The sequence below is a fragment of the Haloferax sp. Atlit-6N genome, from assembly GCF_003383195.1.
GTDB lineage: Archaea > Halobacteriota > Halobacteria > Halobacteriales > Haloferacaceae > Haloferax > Haloferax gibbonsii.
This window is the reverse complement of sequence record NZ_QEQJ01000006.1, coordinates 202,136-223,836: the sequence shown is the minus strand read 5'-3', so window position 1 is coordinate 223,836 and position 21,701 is coordinate 202,136. Positions and strand designations below refer to the sequence as shown.

The window sequence follows — 21,701 nt, the reverse complement described above, 5'->3', positions numbered from 1 at the left end:
CAGAGCGGTGAGGTTCCACCCGTACCCATCCCGAACACGGCAGTTAAGCTCACCTGCGTTCTGGTCAGTACTGGAGTGAGCGATCCTCTGGGAAATCCAGTTCGCCGCCCCCACTCATACAGAGCCCACTGGACTTCGGTCCAGTGGGCTTTTTTTCATTTATGGCGAGTGGTAAACGCTCGCTCGCACACTACACAGACAGCGACCGCTCTCTCGGTCGCGTCTCTCATGTCGTCTGAGAGTGGCAACGCTCTCGTCGAACGCGCCGGTTCCGCCGACACCACTCCCGTTCGACCGTGACGGTGTTTCGAGGGGACCCGGACGGCCGTTCCGCTCGAAACTCGGCGAAATCGACAGACGAAGGCCCGATTTCGAACACGTTGATTGGGGTGAAATTCAGCGAAAACCGGGGTTACGATTCTCCCCTTTTACCGTATCAGGGTTAGAAGGGAGGGTTGCATGCGCGGCAGCAAACACCTCACCGTAGTCATGGTCGTTGCGATGCTCGCCGTCGCGATGGTCCCCGGGACCGTCGGTGCAGCGAGCACCGATGCCCTCCAGGTCGGCGTCACGCAGGACGCCGACACGGGCGACGCGACAGTGACCGTGACGCGGAACGAGACGGCCGTCGAGAACGCGACGGTCGTCGTCGAATCGAGCGGTAACTACTCCGGGAACGGAACGTACGCGACGGGCGCGAACGGCACCGTCGACCTCCCCAATCCGCAGGAGCGTGTGAACGCGACGTTCACCGTCACGGAGGGGAACAACACGACCACCGCGTCGGCCGTCCTCGTCCCGCTCGACGAGTCCCTCGACATCTCCGTCGAGGCTGACGACGCCAACGACACGCTCACCGCCACCGTCACCCAGTACGGCGACGCCGTCGAAGGCGCGTCAGTCATGGTCAACGGGAGCGCGTACGACAACGGAACGTACGAGACGGACGCGAACGGCACTGTCGAGGTTGCCGAACCGACGACCGCGACGAACCTGACGTTCGTCGCGATGGACGGCGACCTCACCGCGGAGACGACGGTCGCGGTGGAGGCTGACGACCTCAACGTCTCTGTCGAGGTTGACGACGCCAACGACACGGTCGTCGCCACCGTCACGCAGGACGGAGAACCGGTCGAGAACGCGTTGGTTCAGGTCAACGGGACCGACTACGCCGACAACGGAACGTACGAGACGGATGCGAACGGCACCGTAGAGGTCGCCGAGCCGACGACCGTGACGAACCTGACGTTCGTCGCGACGGCCGACGACCTCACCGCCGAGACGACGGTCGCGGTGGAGGCTGACGACCTCGACGTCTCCGTCTCGCAGGATGAAAACGAGTCGGTCACCATCACCGTGACCGAAGACGGCGAGGCCGTCGAGAACGCCTCGGTCGCGGTCGAGGGCAACTACACGGACGCGGGCGAGTACGAGACGGACGCGAACGGTACCGTCGAACTCACCGCGCCCCTGCAGACTGTCACGGTCGACGTGACCGCCGAGTACGACGGCCTCAGCGCCGAGACGACCGCCACCCTGCAGGGTGAGGTCGCCGAGGACGACCCGTTCGGCCAGCTCGTCAGCCGGTTCGTCGAGCGGCTCAAGGACACGGGCGGTGACGGCCCCATCGGACAGGCCGTCTCCGACTTCGTGACCGAGAACAACCCGGGTAACGCGGACGACAAGCGTCCGGACCACGCCGGCCCGAAGAACAGCAGCGATGACGCCGACGGCGAGGAGGACGCACCCGGAAACTCCGACAAGGCCAAGAACGGTAACGCCGGTGGCCCGCCGGAGCACGCGAACAACGACAAGGCGAACGACGAGGACGAACAGCAGACCGCCGAGACTGAGGAGACCGACGAAGAGGAGACCGACGACGACTCCGACGACGAGTCAGAAGACGATGACGAGTCCAACGGTAACGGCAACGGCAACGGCAACGGCAACGGTGGTGGCCCGCCGGAGCACGCGAACAACAACTAACTAATCGAACACGGGTTCCCACGCATCAAGCGTGGGCTTGGGTTTCACCCTTCGTACGCGCCCGGGCGGGTACTGTGGACAGAGGCACCCCCAACATCTTACGCCCCTGACCGTGGTTGTCAGAGCACGACGGTCGGGCTACTCACTCGCCCGACGCGACTTTTTCTGTGGAAACGTCACCGAGCGCGCCGACGAGCGCGGGGTCGACGTCGAACCGTCGAACCGCGAGCCGTGCGCCCGCGACCACGAGGTCGTCGTCGACGCGGGCGGGCGCGCCGCTGGGATACCACGCCGAGTCGTCGGACGCGCGGACGCTCGACCGGAGCGACTCGCGGAGCCGACGGTGTGCGAACAGCGTCGAGACGAACGCGAGGGACGCCGCGAGCGTCACGCCGCCGCCGTCGAACTCCGTCTCGGTCGCTTCCGTTCTGGCCGTTTCGAGCGCGCCGGCGACGGCGAGCGACTGTCTCGCGTGGTCGCCGTCGGTGAGCGCGCGGGTGAGCGCGGCGTCCTGAATCTCTCGAATCGCGCTTGCTGTCGTCGGGTCGGTCATCGGAGGAGAGACGAGTTAGCTCACGCCCCGTCGAGCGGCGGCACGCGGAGCGTGTGGTCGACGACGGTCTCGTCCGGTCGCAGCGTCACCGTCCCGAGGAACACCGTCTCGCCCTCGGCGGCGTTGGTCGCGACGGTCTGAAGCGTCGCTCGTTGGTCGAGTTGCTCCCAGGTGACGCGCTCGACGAGGCGCTGGAACGCGTCGGGGTCGGTCCACCCCGAGTCGATATCGGACGGGACGTTGACCACGAACCGAAGTTCGGTCTCGGTGACGTGGATGCCGACGCGAAACGTGTCCGCGTCGGTCGAATCGTCCGGCGAGGGCTCGGTGGCGGCCGCGTCGGAGTCCGTGCTCGACGCGGGTGCGGTTTCGCTCGCCGTCTCGTCGGGGTCGGTCATGCCCGGCTGTCGGAGACGTGGAGACAAAGATGCACCGGACGTGAGCCGAAAGGCGAACCACGAGCGCGCGTCGTCGCCGACACCCCGGCGCGACCCGGCTACCGCGTGCCGCGAACCCGGTGACGGAGCCGCGTCTCCGGCGCTCGAACCGGGGTGTCGACCCCGGGGAACCGTCCTCCTCGACCCCGGTAGCGTGCGAATCTCACGCACACAGAGACGAACGTCGAACGGTTATTAGCGTTCGAGACACCAGTCCGACCAACGAATGAGTTACAAGATCGGTCTCGTCGGAAAACCGTCCGTCGGGAAGTCGAGTTTCTTCAACGCGGCGACGATGAACGACGTGCCCGAGGGCGCGTACCCGTTTACGACCATCGACCCCTCCATCGGCGAGGCGTACGTCCGCGTCGAGTGTGCGGCCCCGGAGTTCGACGAGTCGTGTACGCCCTCTGTCGGCTACTGCGACCACGGAATGCGGTACGTCCCGGTCAAACTCGTCGACGTGGCGGGTCTCATCCCCGGCGCGCACGAGGGGAAGGGCCTCGGGAACCAGTTCCTCACCGACCTCAACGAGGCGGACGTGCTCGTCCACGTCGTGGACTTCTCCGGTGAGACGGACATCGAAGGCGAGGCGACGGAGGGCCACGACCCCCGGGAGGACATCGACTTCCTCGAGAACGAACTGGACATGTGGTACCTCGGCGTCCTCGAGAAGGGCATCGACCGCTACCGCTCGGGCTACCACGGCGAGGACAAAGACATCGAAGTCGACCTCGCGGAGCAGATGTCCGCGTTCAAGACGAACAAGGACGAAATCAAGCAGATCATCCTCTCTCTCGGCCTGGAGCTCGACCCCGACGAGTGGGACGACGCGGACAAGGAGTCGCTCGCCCGCGAGATTCGAAAGCGGACGAAGCCCATCATCATCGCGGCGAACAAGATGGACAAGCCGGTCTCCCAGGAGAACTACGAGGAAATAACGGCCGACGCCGACTACGAACACCTGACGTTCGTCCCGACCTCGGCGCACGCGGAGAAGGCGCTGAAGAAGGCCGACGAGGGCGGCGTCGTCGACTATCGCCCCGGCGACGACGACTTCGACATCGTCGGCGGCGTGAGCGACGAACAGGAGGCGGGCCTCGAACAGATTCGCGAGTTCGTCGCGGAGTTCGGCGGCACGGGCGTCCAGCAGTCGCTCGAAAACGCGCTGTTCGACGTGATGGGTGCCATCGCCATCTTCCCCGGGAGCGCGAACGGCAAGAGCGACTCGCAGGGCGTCTTCCGCGACTGCTTTATCCTCCCCGAGGGCTCGACGACCGAGGACTTCGCGTACCACCTGCACTCGGACATCGGCGACGGCCTCCTCCACGGCATCGACTGCCACTCGAAGCGCCAGATCGGTTCGGACCACGAACTCGCGCACCGGGACGTGGTCGAAATCGTCTCGACGAACTGACTCTCTCGGACGCCAACCGCAACACCGTTATATCCGTGGCTGTAGGACCCGGGTATGGGTGAGGCCGAAACGACGGCCGCGACACTCGACGTCGAGATTGGGGGTCTCGGCGGCGAGGTGACGCTGGCCGACTTGTTCCCGTCGTCGTGGGTCGAGTCACATTGTCAGGCGGCATCGATTAGTGAATTCCTCGAAGAGAGCGGTTTCGCGGTCGCAGACCAGGAGTCCTTCGAGTCGATACCGGCCCACGAGTTGGACCGGTACGTCGACGCGAACACCGAGTTCGACGACTGGCAGGCGATGCTCTCCGCCGGCGTCGAGCGCTACGTGCTCGAACAGGCGGGGGCAGACGGCCCGACCGCCGACGCGGCCGCCGAGGTTGACGACGTCGGCGAAGTCGAGGCGGTCGAGGGGAGCGACTCGGCGGAAACCGAGACGGAAGACTCCCTCGAAGCCGGCGTCTGAACGCGGACGCGGGCGAGGGGCCGGGAGAAGGGAAGGAATCTCGGCTCAGGTAGTGCTGTTCTGTCCGGTGTCTTCGACGAGCGCAGCGCCGCGAGCGAGCGCGTCGTCCCACCAGTCGCATTCCCGAGCGTCGGCCACGGACAGCGGTGCTTCGGGTTCTTCGGGTCGTTCGCCGAGGTCGAGGCTCCACCACTCCACGTCGTGCCACGCGTCGTGTTTGTAGCCGACGCGCTCGAAACGGCCGACGCGCTCGAAGCCGAACGACTCGTGGAAGGCGATGCTCGCGGGGTTCGGGGTCGTGACGACGGCGACGGCAGAGACGTATCCCTGCCGTTCGAGCAGGTCTAAAAGCGCCGTGTAGAGGCCGCGGGCGACGCCGCGACGCTGAAAGTCCGGGTGGACGTAAATCGAGGTCTCGACGGCCCACTGGTAGGCGACGCGCTCTCGAATCGCCCCGGCGTAGGCGTAGCCGGCCACCTCGCCGTCGAGTTCGCAGACGAGCCACGGGTAGCCGGTCTTCTTCTCCAGTTTCGCTTCGAGGTCCGCGACGCTCGGCGGGTCGTAGGCGAACGAAATCGCGGTGTCCTCGACGAACGGCGCGTAAATCTCCCGAATCGCGGGGAGGTCGGACGCCGTCGCCGTGCGGAGGCGGACAGTCATGACTCAGGAGGGGTCACGCGGAGAGAAAGATGCGACGATGGCGGCCGGTCTCGCGGGTGATTCGGCTCGAGGTCGAACCGGCGCTCAGTCGCTCGTCGGCGCCGCGTCGAGGCCGTCGGCGACCGCCTGCGCCCGCTCGCGGATGTCGTCGGCGTCCGCGCGAACGTGTTCGCCCCCGTCGTAGAGCACGTCGCCGTCGACCATGGTGAACACCACGTCGTCGCCGTGGGCGGAGAAGACGAGGTGCGAAAGCACGTCGTGCATCGGCGTCGCGCGGGTGAGGTCGGTGTCGATACCGACGATATCGGCTTTCCACCCCTCGCGGAGCGCGCCGACCCGGTCGAAGCCGGCGGCCTTCGCGCCGTTGCGAGTCGCCATCTCGAAGACGGTCGCGGCCGGCGTGCTCGTCGGGTCGAACGAGTCGACTTTCTGGAGGAGGCTGGCCTGCCGCATCTCGGTGAAGGGGTCGAGCGTGTTGTTGCACGGCGGGCCGTCGTTGCCGAGGGCGACGTTGATGCCGCGGTCGAGGTAGTCCGGAATCGGCGCGATGCCCGACGCGAGCTTCATGTTCGACGACGGGCAGTAGGTGACGTGCGTACCGGTCTCGGCGAGCACTTCGCGCTCGGACTCGTCGGTGTGGACGCAGTGGGCGAGCACCACGTCGTCGCCGGTGATTCCGACCTCGTCGAGCCAGTGGATGTTCCGCATGCCCGTCTCCGCCTCGACGGTGGCGATTTCGTCGCGGTTCTCGCTCGCGTGGGTGTGGATGCGGACGCCGTCGTACCGGTCTGCGAGTTCGCGGACGCCCCGCAGACACGCCTCCGAGCAGGTGACGGCGAACCGCGGCGTGACGGCGTACCGAATGCGCCCGTCGAAGCCGTCGTGGTAGCGCTCGATGAGGCGCTCGGACTCGGCGAGGCCGGCGTCGGTGTCTTCCTGTAGTCCCTCGGGCGCGTTCGTGTCCATGAGCACCTTCCCGATTCGCCCGCGGATACCCATCTCGCCCGCCGCCTCGAACGCCTCCTCGGCGTGTCGGACCGAGAGGTGGTCGACGACCGTCGTCGTCCCGGACTCGATGCATTCGAGGTAGCCGAGCTCGGCGGCGACGCGCATCCCCGCCGCGTCGAGGCCGGCTTCCATCGGAAGCACGTGGTCGAAGAGCCAGTCGAGAAGCGACGTGTCGTCGGCGATACCTCGTCCGAGCGACTGTACCGAGTGGACGTGCCCGCCGACCAGCCCCGGCGCGATGACGTCGAACTCGCGTCGCTCGTGGTCCGGATACCGCTCTGTCAGGGTAGCGCGCCCTCCGACCGCGACGATGCGGTCGTCGTCGACGACTACGGCTCCCTCTTCGATGATAGTGGACGCGTCGGCGACCACGGTTCCCGCGAGTAACATCCTCGTGCGGGTAGACGACCGGGCGTGAAATAGGTGGTGACCCGGTCGCCGTCCGAGGTTGGTTGGAGTGAGCTTGCGGTCGGTGGCGGTGTGGGTGGTCGGGACCGGTTCTCGCGAGGCGAACGGACCCCGCGTCACTCCGACTCTTGTTCCGCCCGCAACTCCCTCACAATTTCGCTAGTATATGCTAACCAGTTCCGACCCGAGCGGTATCGCTCCAGAAATACTCGGAGAGAACCCCGAACACGCACGGGCGTGATTAGTACATGCTAAGTCAGTTCGCGACAGAGCGGAGACCGAATGCGCGAGTTCGAATTCGTCGTTCGCTTTTCCGAGGGCACCGACGAGCTGATGGACCTGTTTTACGAGTATCCGAGTTTGCGGTCCCGTTCGTCGGTCTGTTCGTCCACCGAGGACGTGATGTGGCGGGTCGACCACGTCGTCGGCACGCCGGAGGCGCTGTCGGCGTTCGAGGGGGTGTTCCTCGACGAGACGCGGTGCAACGAGTGTCTCGACGCGCCCGACTGCCACACCCACCGCGACTACCACGTCCTCGACCGGTCGGACAACTCGATGACCGTCTACACCTACCGCGAGGAGGTGAGTAACTGCCACTCGATTCCGCGGTACGTCCTCGAACACGTCGGACCGGGCGTCATCTTCGAATCGTCCCGCCGTGCGGGCGCGTACCGCTGGCGCATCCTCTACCCCGGCGACCACCCGCTCGGCGAACTGTACGAGACCATCGAGGCGCAACTCAGGGAGGGGCTGCAGCTGGACGTCGAACACCTCACGAGCGCGGGCAACTGGGACGCCGAAGCGCGTATCGCGGCCGACCTCTCGTCGGCCCACTGGGAGGCGCTCGAAACCGCCGTCGAACACGGCTACTACGAGCGACCGCGAAAGGTGACCGTCGAGGACCTCAGCGAGGTGCTCGACGTGCCGCGCTCGACAGTTCAGTACCGTCTGCGAACCGCCGAGGACCTCGTGATGTCGAAACTCGGCGACCGAAATCGGTAAGGAATCGACGACGCTCGGAAGCGGACGCTCGCTGCTCGAACCGTCATCGTATTTCGAACCGAACACGCTCGCTGTCGCTCGCGGTTCGAGAGTTGAGAGAAGTGCTCCGTCAGGGATTCGAACTCACTCGCAACGCGCTGCGTTGCTCGCTGCTCGAACCCTTCTGTTGCACCTCGGACTCGAACACGCTCGCTGTCGCTCGCGGTTCGAGAGTTGGGAGAAGTGCTCCGTCAGGGATTCGAACCCTGGTCATCACCGTGAGAGGGTGATATGATTGGCCGGACTACACCAACAGAGCACGTTGGTACATCCTTTCGTATTGCTCGTGATTGTAAAAGGCTGTCGCTTCAAATCGGGTATGATACCGACTGCCGTGTTGCGATTAGACGACCTGCTCGCCCTCGCGATACACCTGCTCGACCGTCCGCCACGCGCCCGCGTCCTCGCTCGGGTCGGCGTCGAGGACGACGAGGTCCGCGACGTAGCCCTCGGCGACCTTCCCCACGTCGTCCAGTCCGAGCAGGTCTGCGCCGCCGACGGTCGCGGCTTCGAGGGCCTCGGCGGGCGACAGGCCGTACTCGACGAGCAGTTCCATCTCGCGGAGCGCGTTCTGGCCGTGGTCGTTGAACGGCGTGCCCGCGTCGGTTCCCATGGCGATTTTCACGCCGGCGTCGAGCGCGTGTTCCCACGCGCCTTCGAAGCGCTCGACGGCGTCTTCGGCCTTCGCGACCGCCTCGGGCGGGATGCCGGCCTCGACGCCCGCCTCGACGATTTCCCGAACCGCCGAGGCCGTCGGGACCCAGTACGTGCCGTGGTCGACCATGAGCGCCGCGGCCTCCTCGTCCATGAACATCCCGTGTTCGACGCTCGAAATTCCCGCGCGGACGGCGTTCTTGATACCTTCCTCGCCGTGGGCGTGGGCCGCGGTCGGGACGCCCTTCGCGCTCGCGGCGTCGACGAGGGCGCGAATCTCAGCCTCCGTGAACTCGGGCGCGCCCGTGACCGCGCCGGTGGTGAGGACGCCGCCGGTCGCCATGCACTTCACCACGTCGGCGCCGCGTTTCAGTTGTTCTCGGGCGGCCTTGCGGACCTCGTTCGGGCCGTCGGCCTCCCGGCCGAACCAGTGGCCGTGGCCGCCGGTCATGGTGATGTTCTCCCCGGCGGCGAGGACGCGCGGCCCGTCGAGTTCGCCGTCGGCGACCGCGGCCTTCGCGCTCGTCGCGAGGTCGCCGGAGCTCCCGAGGTCGCGGACGGTCGTGACGCCCGCTTCCAGCGTCTTCCGGAGGTTGGCCGCGGCTCGGTAGCAGGCGCGTTCGACCGGCTCAGACTGGTAGGCCGCCACGTCGGGGCGGCCGTCCATCATGAGGTGGACGTGGGCGTCGACGAGCCCCGGCGCGACGACCGCGCCCGGGAGGTCCCGCGTCTCGCCGTCGGTCTCGTCGCCGACGGACGCGATGCGCCCGGTCGACTCGTCTATCACCACGTTCGCCTCGCGGGCCCCGTCGGCGTCGACGACCCGCACGCCGGTCAGCGTGAACATGGGTCTCTCAACCGAGCCGGACGACGTAAATCCGCGGGTGTCGGCGAGGTGGAACCGCCCGACAGCGAGACGGTCGACCAGTACGCGAAAAAACGGACCGACTCACTCGGGAACGACGTCGCCGACAGTGACCGCGTCGCCGACGGACAGCGTCTCGCCCCACGACGACTCCGGGACGGCGGTGTTGACCATGAGCCGGAAGTCGTGGTCGAACCAGTCGCCGCCGGACCACTCGGGGAGCGTCTCGCGGCGCTTCGTCATGAACGTCGTTCGGAAGTCGGGCGTCTCTTCGCCCGTGTCGGGGTCCCGGCTCGGGACGACACAGCGCTGGCAGGGGTTGACGCCCTCGAAGGCCGCGGCACCGATAGCGAACTCGACGACCGTCCCGCGCCGGTCGAACAGGTGGTCCTCCCAGAACGGCTCGGTCGCGTCTACGACGAGGTTCGGCCGGAGGCGACGGCGCATCTCGTCGGCGTCGACGCCGTCGAACCACGAGGCGACCGCTTCGAGCGTTCCCGTCGAGATGACCGTCGGCCCGCTGGCCTCGGTGTCGTCGGGGAACCCGCCGGCCGGGTCGCGCCGGAGTTCGACCGGGTAGCCGAAGTACGCCGAGAGCCAGTCGTCGGCCTCGGCTATCGGCCCGTCGTAGTCGGCCATCTCGGGGGCCGAGAGTTCGACCGTGCCGTCGTCGAGCGAGACGGAACTCCGGATGCGGTGGACCGCCCGCTCGCGCTTCCCGTTGACGTACTCGCCGTCCTCGTCGAAGATGGCGTACTCGCGGTCGCCGCGGAGCCCGCCGTTCTCGACGATATCGGCGGCGTCGACGAACTCGGCGTCGAGCGACTTCACGGGGTAGACCGCGATGCGGTCGAGCGTCACGGCCGCCGCTCCGGCGGTCGCGCCCGCTGCCGAATCCGTGGTCGCGTTCGCTCCCGTCTCGGCCGTCGCCGAGGTGCTATCGTCGTTCGGGCTCCCGTCCGTCATCTACTCCTCGGCTTCGTCCGCGTCGTCGTCCTCGCCTTCGGTCGCGTCGGCGAACAGCTCGGCGATGGTCTCCTCGTCGACGATTTCGTAGCCCGCCTCGGAGACGGTGACGAGATTCAGCTCGTCGCTCTCGATTTCGTCGTCGGCCGCGACGAGCGCCTGGACGGCGAGCGCGAGGCCGTCTTCGAGCGACAGGTCCTCGGCGTACCCGTCTTCGAGGGCGGCCTGCACGTCTTCGCGGTGGCCGCCGATGGCGACCGCCTTCCACTCTTGGGGCGTCCCCGACGGGTCGGTCGCAAAGAGGCGACCCGAGCCGTTCTCGACGCCGCCGATGAGGAGCGACGCGCCGTACGGGCGGGTGCCGCCGGACTGCGTGCTCTCCTGGATGTTGTCGGTGATGGTCTTCGTGAGCGTCTCGACGCCGATGGGCTCGCCGTAGCGCAGGTGCTCGCGCTGGGCGGTCGTCCGCGCGAAGTCGACGAGCTTCCGCGCGTCGGCGACGTGGCCGGCCGTGGCCGCGCCGAGCGCGTCGTCGAGCTTGTGGAGCTTCTCGATGCTTTCGGCTTCCATGAGTTCCGACGGAGTCGACCGGAGGGCCGCCAGAACGACGCCGTCGGCGGTGCGGACGCCGAGGACCGGCGCGCCGCGCTTGACGGCCTCGCGGGCGTACTCGACCTGATAGATGCGTCCGTCGGGGGAGAAAAGCGACGTACCGCGGTCGTAGGCCTGCTTGTCGTTTCGGTTCATCGTGCGACCTCCTCGCTCGCGTCGGCGACGTTCGTCATTACTCCGTGGTCAGTTCCGGAGGCGGAAAAAGCCTCCACACCCGGCATCGGTGTGGGGTTCACGTTCGAATCGCCGGGAAATCCGCGTTTTCAGACGAATCGAGGGCTGGAAGCCCCGAACTACGCTTCGACCACGTCCGCGTCGGGAGCGTTCCGCTTCACGCTCTCGATGCCCTGTTTCGCCTTCTGTTTCGACGCGTAGCCCTCGCCGGAGTCGGCGAGGATGTTCCCGTTGTCGTGGACGAGTCGCCACCGGTACTTGTCCGCCGCGTCGACGAACACCTCGAAGTGCGCTTTGCTCATACTCGGATACTGTTGTCAGCAAACAAAAGTGTACCCGCCAACGACGGGATTCGAACGCAGACCTACGCCGCCTCGGGTTCGAGCGCGTCGGCGTCGACCTCCAACAGTCGTTCCTCGCAGTCGTCACAGCGGACGACGAACACCTCCCACGAGCGGCAGCACGACTCGGCCGTCTCGGAGCCGAATCGAACGTCCCCGCCGCAGGCCGGACAGCGGTCGAGGTAGATGCGGAGCCCTCTCGCCAGCGCGCTCCGCTGTTCGCCCGTCAGGCGGTCCCAGTCGTCGAAGCGGTCGCCGAGGGCGGCGTCGGCGGCCACGTCCGCGACGAGCGCGGCGCGCGACTCCCACGTCCCGATGGTGGTGCCGTCGACGACCGCGACGAACCACCGGTTCCGAGACCGGGATTCCAGCGAGATGTCGTCGGCGTCGAGGTCGGTGAGGTCGGCGAGTCGCCGTCGAATCGTCGCGTCGTCGGTGCGCTCGATTTCGTCGTTCCACGCCGACTCGAACGCGGGGTCGAGGCGTAGTTCGTCGCCGCTTTCGTCCCAGTCGAGCGCGCCGGCCTCCAGGAGCGACGCCTCCACGTCCAACTCCTCGGCGGACTCGCCGCCCTCGTCTAACTGCCCCGCCTCGACCTGGTCACTCGTCGATTCGGCGTCAGCGTCGTTCTCCGTCGCCGGCGCGGCCGGCGCGGACCTGACGCGGGTCGGCGTCGGTTCCTTGTCGAACCATCGGAGGACCCGGTCGGGGAAGTACGTCTTCGTGAGCGTCGGCGTGCCGGGAATCAGGTAGCCGCGGAAGTAGATGGCTCCCGCGAAGACGGCAAACGAGACGAGCGCGAGCGGCGGCCACGCGACGCCGAGCAACAGACTCAGCGCGGCGGCGATGACGACGTTCACGACGGTACACGGCGTACACCGGTTCTCGCCGGTGTACTCGGGCTGACGGAGTCGGTCTGCGAGTGTCGAGGCGGTCATAGCGAGGGAAACTACGTTCCCTGTTATGAGGACTCACCCGTCAATAAACCTACCCGTCATCTGCCACGAATCGCGCGGACACTCCGCGCCGCGGATGTCCCGCCGGTCTCACAGACGACTTGCAGACGAACGTGTCAGTCGGCGACGACCCTTCCGATAGCACGCGTCACGCACTCGCTTATCGCTCCGTGGCGCGTGTATCGAGTATGGCTTCGTACTCCGCTGTCGCCCTTCTCGCGGTGTTCTTCGTCGGGCTCGTCGTCGGTGCCGGCGTCGTCGTCTACTCGCTTCCGACGGAGACGACGACCTCGCCGACCAGTTCGATGACCACCGCGACCGGCTGTCTGCTCGCCGACGAGACCGCGCCCAGTTCGTGGGTCGGTCGGATGCCCGCCGGCGAGCAGACGACCGTCGCGTTCAACCGAACCTTCACGCACGACGCGCCGAGCGTCGTCGTCCGCGGCGAACTCGACACGGCCGAAGACGGCGTCTACGTCTACCGAATCACGACCGCACCCGACGAAGACGGCGAGAAGGAGCCGTCAGACGACTGCGTGCCGCGCACGACCCTCGACGCCGTGGTCTCGGTCCCGAGCGACTTCGACTCGGTCACGGTCACCTTCGACGGTGAGGAGATGGTCCGCTTCGAGGCCGGTGACTCGTCACCGCTGTTCCGGACGCTCGAAGAATGAAGAGAGTAGGTACAACGGGAACGGCGAGTCTCAGCGCTTCGGTCGCTTGAACACGAGCGCCGTCTGTCCGCTGTTCGCGCCGGCACCGCGCGAGTCGGAAATCGTGTCCACGAGCTCCCAGCCGTCGCCGCCGAGGGAGTTGAGGGCGTCTTCCATCGGGGAGGTGTCGCCGCTGAACAGGCCGCCGTCGGCCGTGCGGACGATTTTGTACTCCCACTCGCCCGAGTCAGTCATCGGATTCCTCCGCGCCGCGGTCGGCCGCGTCGGGTTCCCGGTGTTCTCGGTGTCCCCGGCGCTCGTACGTGACGAACGAGAAGCCGTCTCGGTCGTCGCGGTCGGTCTCGACCCACCCGCCGCGGTCCCACTGGGGGAACCGCGTGTCGCCCTCGTGGGTCTCGTCGAGTTCGGTGCGAACTAGCCCCGCGGCGCGGGCGAGGAACTGCTCGTAGACGGTCGCGCCGCCGACGACGTACACGGTCTCGACGCCCATCTCGTCGGCCGCGTTCTCGGCTGCGGCGACCGCGGAGTCGACCGAATCGACCGCCTCAGCCCCCTCGGGGAGGTCGAGGTCGCGGGTCGTCAGGACGACGCTGTGGCGGTCCGGAAGCGGGCCGCCGAGCTGGCGGGCGATGCTCTCGTAGGTCTTGCGGCCCATCACGACCGGATGGCCGGTCGTCGTCCGCTTGAAGTGCTTCAGGTCCTCGGGAATATGCCACGGCATGTCGCCGTCGCGACCGATGACGCGGTTGTCGGCGACGGCGGCGACGAGGACGAACCGGACCGCGACGTCGCCCCCGGTTCCGGACCCAGCGGGCTCCTCGCCGCTCATTCGGCCACCGCGAAGCGAATCCCGTCGGCGGGGTCGTAGTCCCGGAGGACGATGTCCTCGAACGAGAGGTCTTCGAGCGGCACGTCGGCCACGTCGAGCGTGGGGCGCTCGCGGGGTTCGCGCGAGGCCTGCAGGAGCAGTCCGGGAACGTGGTCGTAGTCCTCCTCGCCCTCGGCCTCCTCGGGTGCCACGTCGAGGAGCCACTCGCGCACGTCGAGGTACCCTTCGGGGGAGTCCACGTCGGCGAGACGGGACTGGAGTTCGTCGAGGTGGTCGCCGTACCACGCGCCGCGCTCGCCGGTGCCGCAGTAGACGTGGGCGTCCACGATGGTGTGGGCGAACGACCCGAGTTCGAAGCCGGCGCGCTGGGCGACGACCTGCGCGAGGATGGCGTACGCCGCGAGGTTGAACGGGACGCCGAGCGCGATGTCGCCGGAGCGCTGGGTCAGATGGAGGTTGAGTTCGTCGCCCTGCACGTTGAAGACGAAGGTGTAGTGACACGGCGGGAGCGTCGAGACGGCCGCGTTCGCGGGGTGCCACGCGTTGATGACCAGCCGGCGGGAGTTCGGGTTCTCGTCGAGCGTGTCGAGGACGTACGCGAGCTGGTCGAACGTCCCCTCGTCGTTCATCCAGCGGTGGTCGTCCTCGGGCCACGCCTCGCCTGCAAGCCCCTCCTCGGGGACCGGATAGCGCCGCCAGAACCGGCCGTAGGCCGTGTCGAGATGGCCGTCGTCGTCGGCCCACGCGTCCCAGATGCCTGTTTCCTCGCGCAGGGTGCGGATGTGTTCCTCGCCGGAGAGGTACCAGAGGAGTTCGTGGATGAGGGAGTTCCACCGGAAGCCCGAGAGGTCCTTCGTCGTGAGGAGCGGAAAGCCCTCCTGCAGGTCGACGGTGTAGTGCTTCGAGAAGCCCGAGATGGTGTCTACCCCGGTTCGGTTGGGTTTGTGTTGTCCGGTGCCGAGAACGTCTGTCACGAGGTCGAGATATTGGCGCATGAGAGGTGGCCTGGTTGGGTGTTGCTCTCGGTTGCGAGTTCTTTCGCTTTTCGGCTCAGCTCCGCAGCACCCACAACACGGAATAGCCCGCTTTTCGTACCTGTGCCCATGATTCGCAACCTCGCGCAGGGAATCCGGGTCTTCACGAGCAACGCCTTTCTCGTCGACGGCGAGACCACCGCGCTCGTCGACGCCGGCGCGAACTTCGACGTGGTGCCGAAGGTCCGCGAGTTCACGGAGTCGCTCGACGCGGTGTACCTCACGCACACGCACCCCGACCACATCGGAAACGTCGACGCCGTCCGCGACGCGTTCGACGTGCAGACGTGGGGTTACGACACCGGCAACCTCGCCGTGGACAAGCGCATCGACGACGGCGAGCGCATCCAAATCGGCGACGACGTGTACGAGGCGGTCCACACGCCGGGGCACAAGGACGACCACCTGTGCTTTTTCTCCCGCGGGTCGGGCGTCTGCTTCGCGGGCGACCTCGTCTTCGCCAACGGCGGCTTCGGCCGGACCGACCTCCCCGAGGGCGACCGCGGCGCGCTCGTCGAGAGCATCGACCGCCTGCGCGAGGTCGTCGGCGACGACCTGACCGAACTCCACACCGGCCACGGGCCGAGCGTCACGACTCGCCCGAGCGAGGACCTCGAACTCGCGGCGAAAGCGGCGCGGACGAGGTAATCCCACCGTAGCGACCGCTTCACTGTCGCACTTTCTGTGTGTGCTATCGGCTCGTGTAGCCGCCGTCGACGGTGAGCGCCTCGCCCGTCGTGAACGACGCGCCGTCGGAACAGAGCCAGACGACCGCGGAGGCGATTTCGTCCACGTCGCCGAGGCGGTTCATCGGGTGGAGCGACTCGATTCCCTTCCGCGCCTCGGGGTCGTCGAGGCCGCCCTCGCCGAGTAACGGCGTATCGACGAAGCCCGGACACACCGCGTTGACGCGGACGCCCTGTTCGGCGTACTCGATGGCCGCGCTCTTCGTCAGCCCGAGGACGCCGTGCTTCGCGGCGACGTAGTGGCTCGCGTTCGCGAAGCCGACCTTTCCGAGAATCGACGCCATGTTGACGACGACGCCCCCGCCGTTTTCGAGCATCGCGGGAACCTCGTGGCGCATCGACCGCCAGACGCCGTTGAGGTTCACGTCGATGACCTGCTGCCACTCGTCGAACGAGAGGTCGGCGGTCGGTTTCTGCGCGCCGCCGATGCCCGCGTTGTTGCAGGCGAAGTCGAGTCGGCCGTACTCGGAGACCGCCGTCTCGACCATCGCGGCGACGGCGTCGCCGTCTGTCACGTCGGTCTCGACGAACGTCGCCGTCCCGCCGGCCTCCTCGATTCGCGCGACGGTCTCCTCGCCGCCCTCGACGTCCACGTCGGAGACGACGACTCGCGCACCCTCCGCGGCGAACGCCTCCGCCACCGCGCGGCCGATTCCCGAGCCAGCACCAGTTACGACCGCGACTTCGGTGTCGAATTGAGCCATAGTACGCTATAGTCAACAACCACCTGACAGATAACCGTTTGTGCGACTCTCAGGTCGGGAGAACGTCGCGGGCGCCGACCAGTGTGGTGGGTGCGTGGCGGCGGTTACTCCTCGTCTTCTTCCGGGACGGCGTCCGGATGGAGGCCGAAGTAGCCCGGCTCGTCGCTCCGGGGGTCGTTGATGACGAAGTCCTCCTGGTTGGCGACGATCCACGGGATGGTCCACTGAACGATGCGGTTTTCGGTCTCCTCGCTGAGGTCGTCCTGCGGGGACAGCCCCTGCATCAGGCGGGCGATTTCGCCCACGGTGTACATGTAATCGGGGTCGAGGATGTCGGCGGGTTCGTACAGGAGATACCCGTAGAGGGTTTCGAACTCGTCTTTCGGCTTGGGCATACTCACGCTTCTCGGTCGACGGGCAAAACCCCGACGACCGCGGGCAGCGAGCGGCCGGCGGCGTGCTGGTCGACGGCGGGCGTCCGTCGCCCGTGCGACCGCCAGCGACCTCATGAGTAGGCTTATCAGGCGCGACGCGAGACCCGAAGCGATGAGCGACGCCGCTGCACGACTGGTTGAGACCTTCCGAGACTTCGGTGGGGACGACCTCCGAGACCTCTGGGTCTTCGACCATCACGGGTACGAACACCTCTATCTGAGAGAGGACGTGTCCGACGCCATCGGATGCGTCGACATCTCCCGATTCATCGACAACGAACGGTTCGGCTACATCACGAGAGACACCTACGAGACGCTGTACTACGCCGACTACGGCTACACCGTCCGCGGATTCGACTCGTTCGAGCAGTTCCGAACGTTCCTCGGCGACCGTCCCGTCGGCATCTTGGCCAGCTTCGACCGCGGCACCGACGGCCGGGATTTCGCCGCCCTGAACGACCGAGTCTGCGAGCTGAACGAGGCGTTCGACGGAGCGGAACTGTTCGATGACGCGGCCGCCGGCGACCGACAGTCCTGAGAAGGCGACCGTACCCGCGAGAGACGACCCTCAGCACTTGGTTCGACGCGGAGAGCGCCGCCGCTGGCGACGTCGCGTCCGAAAGAAAAGTCGGGATGTACCGGGTCTACTCGAAGAGTTCGACGGCCTGGTCGTAGCGGGCGGCGGGTTCGTCCCAGTCGACGACCTCGAAGAACGCGGAGACGAAGTCGCCGCGGGCCGGGCCGTAGTCGTGGTAGTAGGAGTGTTCCCAGACGTCGAGCGCGAGGATGGGGTGGGAGCCCCAGAGCGCACCCTGGTCGTGCTTGTCGACGACGACGTTCCGAAGCTGGTTCGAGAACGAGTCGTAGACGAGAAGCGCCCAGCCGCCGGCCGCGCCGGCCGCCGCTTCGAATTCACCCTTCCAGGCTTCGTAGGAGCCGAAGTCCTCCGCGATGCGCTCTGCGAGCGCGCCCTCAGGCTCATCGCCGCCTTCCGGCGACATGTTCTGCCAGAACAGGTCGTGCAGGATGTGTCCCGAGCCGTTGTGGGTGACGTTACGAAGCGCGCCGGCAGACGAGCCGAACTCGCCTGCTTCGCGGTTGTCGGCGAGGGTCTCCTCGGCCGCATTCCAGCCGTTGACGTAGCCCTGATGGTGGGTGTCGTGATGCCACGTCAGCACCTGCTCGGAGATGTGCGGTTCAAGGGCGTCGTACTCGTACGGAAGCGGGTCGAGTTCGTAGCTCATAATGTGTAACCTCCATATCACGGGTCGGGCGGAATCCTGTTAAAACTTGAGGAGAGGTATGCTAGCACAAACCACGACGTGCGGGTCGCTGTCGGTCGATTTCTCCGATTCGAGAAACTCCGCTTCGCGCGAGCGTGTCAGCCGTCGAACGGGTCCGTTCGGCGCTCGTACTCGATTTCGGTCGAGACGGCGTCGGCGATGTCCGACCCGAACTCCCGTTCGACGACGTGCAACGACAGGTCCAGTCCGGAGGTGACGCCGCCCGCGGTGAGCACGTCGCCGTCGTCGACGACGCGGGCGGAGACGACTTCCGCGGCCGTCTCGCGGAGGTCCGAGAGCGCGCCGCCGTGGGTGACCGCGGGGCGGCCGTCGAGGATGCCGGCGCGGGCGAGGAGCATGCCGCCGGTACAGACGCCGGCGACGGTGGTTCCGGCCTCGTGGAGCGCCGCGATGGCGTCCGGAATCTCGCCTTTCTCGGCTTCGGCCCACGCGCTCTGTGCGGCCCGGGAGTTCCAGCCGCCGCCGGGGACGACGAGGAGGTCCGGGCGGTCGGTCTCGGGGTCGAGGACGCCGTCGACGCCGACGCGCATCCCGTGGCTCGCCGTCACGAACTCGCGGTCGTCGAGCGCGACGAGTTCGGCCTCGCAGTCGGCCCCGGCCGCGCCGGCGTTCTGGAACACTTCGAACGGCGCGACGGCGTCGAGTTCGTCGAAGCCGTCGTAGAGGATGATAGCGACCTGCATGCTTGCGGAGTCGGTTTCCGGGGAGAAAGTCGTTCGCGCCGCGGCGACCGAGGGCGGAGAACGGAAGCGGCGGTCGAGAGCCGCCGTTGCGGCCGTCGGTCAGTCGTCGCCGCGGGCGGCCTCGAACATCGAAATCGCCCGTTCGCGGCGCTCGGAGTGGTCCACGATGGGCTCCGGGTAGTCGGGCGCGAGGCGCTCGCGTTCGAGGTCGGTCAGCTCGTGCCACTCGTGGATGGTGTTGGCCGTCACGTCCGATAGCTCGGGGACGTACCGCTTGATGTACTCGCCGTCGGGGTCGTAGCGCTCGCCCTGCGTCATCGGGTTGAAGATGCGGAAGTACGGTTGGGCGTCGGTCCCGGTCGAGGCGGCCCACTGCCAGCCGCCGTTGTCGTTTGCGGTGTCGTGGTCCGCGAGGTGCTCGCGGAAGTGCGCGTAGCCGTGTCGCCAGTCGCACAGGAGGTCCTTCGTGAGGAACGACGCGACGATCATCCGGACGCGGTTGTGCATGTACGCCTCCTCGCGGAGCTGTCGCATCCCGGCGTCGACGATGGGGTAGCCGGTCTTCCCCTCCTTCCACGCCGCGAGTTCCTCGGCGTCGTCGCGCCACGCGATGTCGTTTTCGTACTCCTTGTAGTTCTCCGTGACGACGTTCGGATGCTCCCGGAGGACGTGGGCGTAGAACTCCCGCCACGCCAACTGCGACTGGAACTCCTCGACCGACTCGTCTCGCTCCCCGCCGACGCCCTCCCGGGCCGCCGCGGTCGCCGCGTACACCTCGCGGATGCCGATGGTCCCGAACTTGAGGTCCGTCGAGAGCCGCGACGTGGCGTCCCGCGTCGGGTAGTCGCGGTCGTCGGCGTAGCGGTAGATGGCGTCCGCACAGAACGCCGAGAGGCGCTCGCGGGCCGCTTCGGTCCCCGCCGACTGGACCGCGGCCGACGGCTCCTCGAAGCCGAGGTCCGACATGGTCGGTAGGTCGCCGGCGGCGACGTCGAACTCGGCGTCACCGAGCGCTTCCACCGCGGTTTCGAGCGTGTTGGCGTCGGCGAGGTCGTCGGCGTCCGGTTCCGGATAGGGCTCGGGCTTGTCGCGGTCGCGCCACTTCTTCCAGAAGTAGGTGTAGACGGAGTAGGTGTCGCCCGCGTTTGTCGTAATGCTCCCCGGCGGGTGGAAGATGGCGTCGTGGACCGGCTCGCGGCCGACGCCGGCGTCGTCGAGGGCGAGTCGCACGTCGGCGTCGCGCTCGCGGGCGAGTCCGGAGTAATCGATTCCCCAAGTGGCTTGCTCGGCGTCGAGCGCCGCCGCGACCGCCGGGACGACGGCTCGGGGGTCGCCGCGGGCGACGAGCAGGTCGCTCCCGCGCTCTCGGTACGCGCCGCGGAGTTCGGCGAGCGCGTCGAGTAAGTACCTGACGCGGGGCGCGCCGGCGTGGTCGAGCACGTCCCGGTCGAAGACGAAAAGCGGGGCGACGGGGCCCGCCTCGGCGGCCGTCGCGAGGCCGCGGTTGTCCGCGACTCGCAGGTCCCGGCGGTGCCAGTGCAGTTGCATAGCCGCGCCTCAGGACGGCGGCTATGTCAATGTAGCGGCAGTCCGACCCCGACGCGAGAGCGAAGCCGCCTAACCCGTCCGTTCGAACGAACTTAATCGGCCTACGGCTCGGGAAACGGCATCCTACCGCGCCTAACGGCCGTCACTGCCCCGTTTTCGGACGCCTGCTGGCATGGATATGGTACGGTGGCCGACCCTCGCGGCGGCGCGACTGTCTCGGGTAATATGATGTTATCGACCGAATTCCGGGACGAGAGCACGTTTACGTTCTTGCTATCTGGTGTACCCGGTTCATACCTATACCGCGTCGTAGCCACGGTTCTGGTATGTCCGGGCATCGCTTCCTTCCTGACTCCGCGGTCCGACAGCCGCGTCTCCGCTCCCCACTCGTGTTTCCGCTCCTCCTCTTGACGTTCGTCTGCGGAACGCTCGGGTGGCTCGTCTGGGTCCCCTACGGCGTGTTCCTCGGCGTGCTTCCACCCCTGGTCGTCTTCGGCTTCGCGTTCGCCGAACTCTCGTCGACCTCGCCGTCGCCGCCGATGCTCCCGTCGGCGCGTCCCTCGCCGCCGCTCTCGCTCGACGGCCGCGTCGACCTCGCCGCCGCGCTACACGGCGCGGGCGTCTTCGCGACCGACGCGGACGACAACCTCTCGCTGTCGCCGCGGTTCGCCGAGGACTGGCGCGCCCGCATGCTCGACACCGACGGTCGGGACCGCGACCGCGAGGCGCTCGCGGCGCTCCTCGGCGTCGCCCCGGAGCGGGTCGAGATGGGGTGGAACGAGCGGGGACTGTTCGCGCGACTCGACCGCGGCACCGTCGGGCAGTGGACCTCCCGGGCCGCGTTCGTCGCCGACCTCACGGCCGTCGCGACGTTCCGCCGGTACTACCCCGAGTGGTGGCGATTGCCGACGGCGGACCGGAACCGCGTCCTCGGCGCTCTTCGGTTGTGTCTCCGAACGTGCCCGACCTGCGACGGTGCAGTCGCGGTCGAGAGCGAACAAGTGGCACGGCCCGACAGCGAGCGGGCGAAGCGACGCGTCTCGGCGACCTGTCGGGGGTGCGATTCGGTCCTGTTCGACGGCGTCGTCGAGCAGTCGGCGGGCGAGCCGTCCGGGTCCGACGAGGGGGCCGGCGTTCACCCGCAGAACACGCGCTGAGCGCGCCGCTCCGCCCGACTGAGCCGCGACGGCGAGGGCTCGGAT

Annotated in this window: 25 protein-coding genes, 1 tRNA gene and 1 rRNA gene; 9 read left to right on the top strand and 18 right to left on the bottom strand. The window is 67.4% G+C overall.

The annotated features are described in order from the left end of the window. Positions 1-113: ribosomal RNA gene (gene rrf / locus DEQ92_RS18755) — 5S ribosomal RNA — on the top strand; the annotation flags it as partial. Positions 114-459: 346 nt separating this feature from the next. Continuing rightward, positions 460-1,986 carry a hypothetical protein gene (locus DEQ92_RS18750; protein ID WP_115821236.1) on the top strand — a complete coding sequence of 509 codons (1,527 nt, stop codon included), beginning with the start codon at positions 460-462 and terminating at the stop codon, positions 1,984-1,986. Between the two features lie 142 nt (positions 1,987-2,128). Here the strand turns inward: DEQ92_RS18750 and DEQ92_RS18745 are convergent, their stop codons facing one another. Together DEQ92_RS18745 and DEQ92_RS18740 are read right to left on the bottom strand one after the other, a co-directional pair. Continuing rightward, complete coding sequence (locus tag DEQ92_RS18745; protein WP_004974233.1) at positions 2,129-2,539, bottom strand: hypothetical protein; 411 nt, start codon at positions 2,537-2,539, stop codon at positions 2,129-2,131. A 20-nt stretch (positions 2,540-2,559) separates the two neighbouring features. Beyond that, positions 2,560-2,937: a hypothetical protein gene (locus DEQ92_RS18740; RefSeq protein ID WP_050459839.1), complete on the bottom strand. Its 378-nt coding sequence runs from the start codon at positions 2,935-2,937 to the stop codon at positions 2,560-2,562. Positions 2,938-3,202: 265 nt separating this feature from the next. On the opposite strand from DEQ92_RS18740, the gene DEQ92_RS18735 reads away from it, so the two are divergent. Together DEQ92_RS18735 and DEQ92_RS18730 are read left to right on the top strand one after the other, a co-directional pair. Continuing rightward, positions 3,203-4,393, top strand: coding sequence for a redox-regulated ATPase YchF (locus DEQ92_RS18735; RefSeq protein ID WP_115804954.1), 1,191 nt, complete (start codon positions 3,203-3,205; stop codon positions 4,391-4,393). Positions 4,394-4,447: 54 nt separating this feature from the next. Beyond that, the gene (locus DEQ92_RS18730; RefSeq protein ID WP_004974241.1) at positions 4,448-4,858 is read left to right on the top strand and encodes a hypothetical protein; all 411 of its coding nucleotides are present in this window, start codon (positions 4,448-4,450) and stop codon (positions 4,856-4,858) included. Between the two features lie 45 nt (positions 4,859-4,903). Here the strand turns inward: DEQ92_RS18730 and DEQ92_RS18725 are convergent, their stop codons facing one another. Together DEQ92_RS18725 and DEQ92_RS18720 are read right to left on the bottom strand one after the other, a co-directional pair. Further along, positions 4,904-5,518: a GNAT family N-acetyltransferase gene (locus DEQ92_RS18725; RefSeq protein WP_004974244.1), complete on the bottom strand. Its 615-nt coding sequence runs from the start codon at positions 5,516-5,518 to the stop codon at positions 4,904-4,906. 84 nt (positions 5,519-5,602) lie between these two features. Then, the gene (locus DEQ92_RS18720; RefSeq protein ID WP_050459838.1) at positions 5,603-6,916 is read right to left on the bottom strand and encodes a 5'-deoxyadenosine deaminase; all 1,314 of its coding nucleotides are present in this window, start codon (positions 6,914-6,916) and stop codon (positions 5,603-5,605) included. A 300-nt stretch (positions 6,917-7,216) separates the two neighbouring features. Here DEQ92_RS18720 and DEQ92_RS18715 point away from each other — a divergent pair, with 300 nt between their 5' ends. Further along, positions 7,217-7,936 (top strand): helix-turn-helix domain-containing protein, encoded by a 720-nt coding sequence (locus DEQ92_RS18715; RefSeq protein ID WP_004974252.1) that lies wholly within the window; start codon positions 7,217-7,219, stop codon positions 7,934-7,936. 223 nt (positions 7,937-8,159) lie between these two features. On the opposite strand, the gene DEQ92_RS18710 is transcribed toward DEQ92_RS18715, so the two are convergent. The 6 genes from DEQ92_RS18710 to DEQ92_RS18685 form a co-directional block, all read right to left on the bottom strand. After that, a tRNA-Glu gene (locus tag DEQ92_RS18710) sits at positions 8,160-8,234 on the bottom strand. 84 nt (positions 8,235-8,318) lie between these two features. Further along, positions 8,319-9,476 (bottom strand): amidohydrolase family protein, encoded by a 1,158-nt coding sequence (locus tag DEQ92_RS18705; RefSeq protein WP_115804955.1) that lies wholly within the window; start codon positions 9,474-9,476, stop codon positions 8,319-8,321. 102 nt (positions 9,477-9,578) lie between these two features. Beyond that, on the bottom strand, positions 9,579-10,460 hold the full coding sequence (locus DEQ92_RS18700; RefSeq protein ID WP_115821234.1) for an MOSC domain-containing protein: 882 nt from the start codon (positions 10,458-10,460) through the stop codon (positions 9,579-9,581). Continuing rightward, positions 10,461-11,207, bottom strand: a complete 747-nt coding sequence (psmA2, locus tag DEQ92_RS18695; protein ID WP_004974258.1) for a proteasome subunit alpha — start codon at positions 11,205-11,207, stop codon at positions 10,461-10,463. Between the two features lie 158 nt (positions 11,208-11,365). After that, positions 11,366-11,548 (bottom strand): HVO_2922 family protein, encoded by a 183-nt coding sequence (locus DEQ92_RS18690; RefSeq protein ID WP_004974266.1) that lies wholly within the window; start codon positions 11,546-11,548, stop codon positions 11,366-11,368. A 62-nt stretch (positions 11,549-11,610) separates the two neighbouring features. Next, positions 11,611-12,525 (bottom strand): hypothetical protein, encoded by a 915-nt coding sequence (locus tag DEQ92_RS18685; RefSeq protein WP_115821232.1) that lies wholly within the window; start codon positions 12,523-12,525, stop codon positions 11,611-11,613. A 206-nt stretch (positions 12,526-12,731) separates the two neighbouring features. On the opposite strand from DEQ92_RS18685, the gene DEQ92_RS18680 reads away from it, so the two are divergent. After that, on the top strand, positions 12,732-13,217 hold the full coding sequence (locus DEQ92_RS18680; RefSeq protein WP_115821230.1) for a hypothetical protein: 486 nt from the start codon (positions 12,732-12,734) through the stop codon (positions 13,215-13,217). Positions 13,218-13,247: 30 nt separating this feature from the next. Here the strand turns inward: DEQ92_RS18680 and DEQ92_RS18675 are convergent, their stop codons facing one another. From DEQ92_RS18675 to thyA, 3 genes are read right to left on the bottom strand one after another with little or no spacing between them, the layout of a single operon-like run. Further along, entirely contained in the window at positions 13,248-13,451 is a 204-nt protein-coding gene (locus DEQ92_RS18675; RefSeq protein WP_115804959.1) for a DUF4177 domain-containing protein, read from the bottom strand. After that, positions 13,444-14,046 carry a dihydrofolate reductase gene (locus DEQ92_RS18670; protein WP_115804960.1) on the bottom strand — a complete coding sequence of 201 codons (603 nt, stop codon included), beginning with the start codon at positions 14,044-14,046 and terminating at the stop codon, positions 13,444-13,446. Before DEQ92_RS18670 ends, DEQ92_RS18675 begins: the two co-directional genes overlap by 8 nt. Further along, entirely contained in the window at positions 14,043-15,041 is a 999-nt protein-coding gene (thyA, locus tag DEQ92_RS18665) for a thymidylate synthase (RefSeq protein ID WP_115804961.1), read from the bottom strand. The genes DEQ92_RS18670 and thyA overlap by 4 nt, the downstream gene beginning before the upstream one ends. 108 nt (positions 15,042-15,149) lie before the next feature. Between thyA and DEQ92_RS18660 the strand changes: the two genes are divergently transcribed. Then, the gene (locus tag DEQ92_RS18660; protein ID WP_115804962.1) at positions 15,150-15,728 is read left to right on the top strand and encodes an MBL fold metallo-hydrolase; all 579 of its coding nucleotides are present in this window, start codon (positions 15,150-15,152) and stop codon (positions 15,726-15,728) included. Between the two features lie 43 nt (positions 15,729-15,771). Here the strand turns inward: DEQ92_RS18660 and DEQ92_RS18655 are convergent, their stop codons facing one another. After that, on the bottom strand, positions 15,772-16,530 hold the full coding sequence (locus tag DEQ92_RS18655; protein WP_115821228.1) for an SDR family oxidoreductase: 759 nt from the start codon (positions 16,528-16,530) through the stop codon (positions 15,772-15,774). 104 nt (positions 16,531-16,634) lie between these two features. After that, the gene (locus DEQ92_RS18650) at positions 16,635-16,925 is read right to left on the bottom strand and encodes a DUF5827 family protein (RefSeq protein ID WP_008094761.1); all 291 of its coding nucleotides are present in this window, start codon (positions 16,923-16,925) and stop codon (positions 16,635-16,637) included. Between the two features lie 151 nt (positions 16,926-17,076). Between DEQ92_RS18650 and DEQ92_RS18645 the strand changes: the two genes are divergently transcribed. Next, the gene (locus DEQ92_RS18645) at positions 17,077-17,502 is read left to right on the top strand and encodes a hypothetical protein (RefSeq protein WP_115821226.1); all 426 of its coding nucleotides are present in this window, start codon (positions 17,077-17,079) and stop codon (positions 17,500-17,502) included. A gap of 106 nt (positions 17,503-17,608) precedes the next feature. Here DEQ92_RS18645 and sod read toward each other — a convergent pair whose 3' ends face one another. The 3 genes from sod to DEQ92_RS18630 form a co-directional block, all read right to left on the bottom strand. Further along, positions 17,609-18,208, bottom strand: coding sequence for a superoxide dismutase (sod, locus tag DEQ92_RS18640; RefSeq protein ID WP_049967874.1), 600 nt, complete (start codon positions 18,206-18,208; stop codon positions 17,609-17,611). A 137-nt stretch (positions 18,209-18,345) separates the two neighbouring features. After that, complete coding sequence (locus DEQ92_RS18635) at positions 18,346-18,951, bottom strand: DJ-1/PfpI family protein (RefSeq protein ID WP_115821224.1); 606 nt, start codon at positions 18,949-18,951, stop codon at positions 18,346-18,348. A gap of 99 nt (positions 18,952-19,050) precedes the next feature. Continuing rightward, positions 19,051-20,499: a deoxyribodipyrimidine photo-lyase gene (locus tag DEQ92_RS18630; protein WP_115821222.1), complete on the bottom strand. Its 1,449-nt coding sequence runs from the start codon at positions 20,497-20,499 to the stop codon at positions 19,051-19,053. A 389-nt stretch (positions 20,500-20,888) separates the two neighbouring features. Here DEQ92_RS18630 and DEQ92_RS18625 point away from each other — a divergent pair, with 389 nt between their 5' ends. Further along, positions 20,889-21,656 carry a hypothetical protein gene (locus tag DEQ92_RS18625; RefSeq protein ID WP_082220696.1) on the top strand — a complete coding sequence of 256 codons (768 nt, stop codon included), beginning with the start codon at positions 20,889-20,891 and terminating at the stop codon, positions 21,654-21,656. Positions 21,657-21,701: the final 45 nt, after the last annotated feature.

Excerpts from the sequence above, each read along its gene's own strand:
- DEQ92_RS18750 (WP_115821236.1), top strand. The coding sequence starts at position 460 with ATGCGCGGCAGCAAACACCTCACCGTAGTCATGGTCGTTGCGATGCTC.
- DEQ92_RS18745 (WP_004974233.1), bottom strand. The coding sequence starts at position 2,539 with ATGACCGACCCGACGACAGCAAGCGCGATTCGAGAGATTCAGGACGCC.
- DEQ92_RS18740 (WP_050459839.1), bottom strand. The coding sequence starts at position 2,937 with ATGACCGACCCCGACGAGACGGCGAGCGAAACCGCACCCGCGTCGAGC.
- DEQ92_RS18735 (WP_115804954.1), top strand. The coding sequence starts at position 3,203 with ATGAGTTACAAGATCGGTCTCGTCGGAAAACCGTCCGTCGGGAAGTCG.
- DEQ92_RS18730 (WP_004974241.1), top strand. The coding sequence starts at position 4,448 with ATGGGTGAGGCCGAAACGACGGCCGCGACACTCGACGTCGAGATTGGG.
- DEQ92_RS18725 (WP_004974244.1), bottom strand. The coding sequence starts at position 5,518 with ATGACTGTCCGCCTCCGCACGGCGACGGCGTCCGACCTCCCCGCGATT.
- DEQ92_RS18720 (WP_050459838.1), bottom strand. The coding sequence starts at position 6,916 with ATGTTACTCGCGGGAACCGTGGTCGCCGACGCGTCCACTATCATCGAA.
- DEQ92_RS18715 (WP_004974252.1), top strand. The coding sequence starts at position 7,217 with ATGCGCGAGTTCGAATTCGTCGTTCGCTTTTCCGAGGGCACCGACGAG.
- DEQ92_RS18705 (WP_115804955.1), bottom strand. The coding sequence starts at position 9,476 with ATGTTCACGCTGACCGGCGTGCGGGTCGTCGACGCCGACGGGGCCCGC.
- DEQ92_RS18700 (WP_115821234.1), bottom strand. The coding sequence starts at position 10,460 with ATGACGGACGGGAGCCCGAACGACGATAGCACCTCGGCGACGGCCGAG.
- psmA2 (WP_004974258.1), bottom strand. The coding sequence starts at position 11,207 with ATGAACCGAAACGACAAGCAGGCCTACGACCGCGGTACGTCGCTTTTC.
- DEQ92_RS18690 (WP_004974266.1), bottom strand. The coding sequence starts at position 11,548 with ATGAGCAAAGCGCACTTCGAGGTGTTCGTCGACGCGGCGGACAAGTAC.
- DEQ92_RS18685 (WP_115821232.1), bottom strand. The coding sequence starts at position 12,525 with ATGACCGCCTCGACACTCGCAGACCGACTCCGTCAGCCCGAGTACACC.
- DEQ92_RS18680 (WP_115821230.1), top strand. The coding sequence starts at position 12,732 with ATGGCTTCGTACTCCGCTGTCGCCCTTCTCGCGGTGTTCTTCGTCGGG.
- DEQ92_RS18675 (WP_115804959.1), bottom strand. The coding sequence starts at position 13,451 with ATGACTGACTCGGGCGAGTGGGAGTACAAAATCGTCCGCACGGCCGAC.
- DEQ92_RS18670 (WP_115804960.1), bottom strand. The coding sequence starts at position 14,046 with ATGAGCGGCGAGGAGCCCGCTGGGTCCGGAACCGGGGGCGACGTCGCG.
- thyA (WP_115804961.1), bottom strand. The coding sequence starts at position 15,041 with ATGCGCCAATATCTCGACCTCGTGACAGACGTTCTCGGCACCGGACAA.
- DEQ92_RS18660 (WP_115804962.1), top strand. The coding sequence starts at position 15,150 with ATGATTCGCAACCTCGCGCAGGGAATCCGGGTCTTCACGAGCAACGCC.
- DEQ92_RS18655 (WP_115821228.1), bottom strand. The coding sequence starts at position 16,530 with ATGGCTCAATTCGACACCGAAGTCGCGGTCGTAACTGGTGCTGGCTCG.
- DEQ92_RS18650 (WP_008094761.1), bottom strand. The coding sequence starts at position 16,925 with ATGCCCAAGCCGAAAGACGAGTTCGAAACCCTCTACGGGTATCTCCTG.
- DEQ92_RS18645 (WP_115821226.1), top strand. The coding sequence starts at position 17,077 with ATGAGCGACGCCGCTGCACGACTGGTTGAGACCTTCCGAGACTTCGGT.
- sod (WP_049967874.1), bottom strand. The coding sequence starts at position 18,208 with ATGAGCTACGAACTCGACCCGCTTCCGTACGAGTACGACGCCCTTGAA.
- DEQ92_RS18635 (WP_115821224.1), bottom strand. The coding sequence starts at position 18,951 with ATGCAGGTCGCTATCATCCTCTACGACGGCTTCGACGAACTCGACGCC.
- DEQ92_RS18630 (WP_115821222.1), bottom strand. The coding sequence starts at position 20,499 with ATGCAACTGCACTGGCACCGCCGGGACCTGCGAGTCGCGGACAACCGC.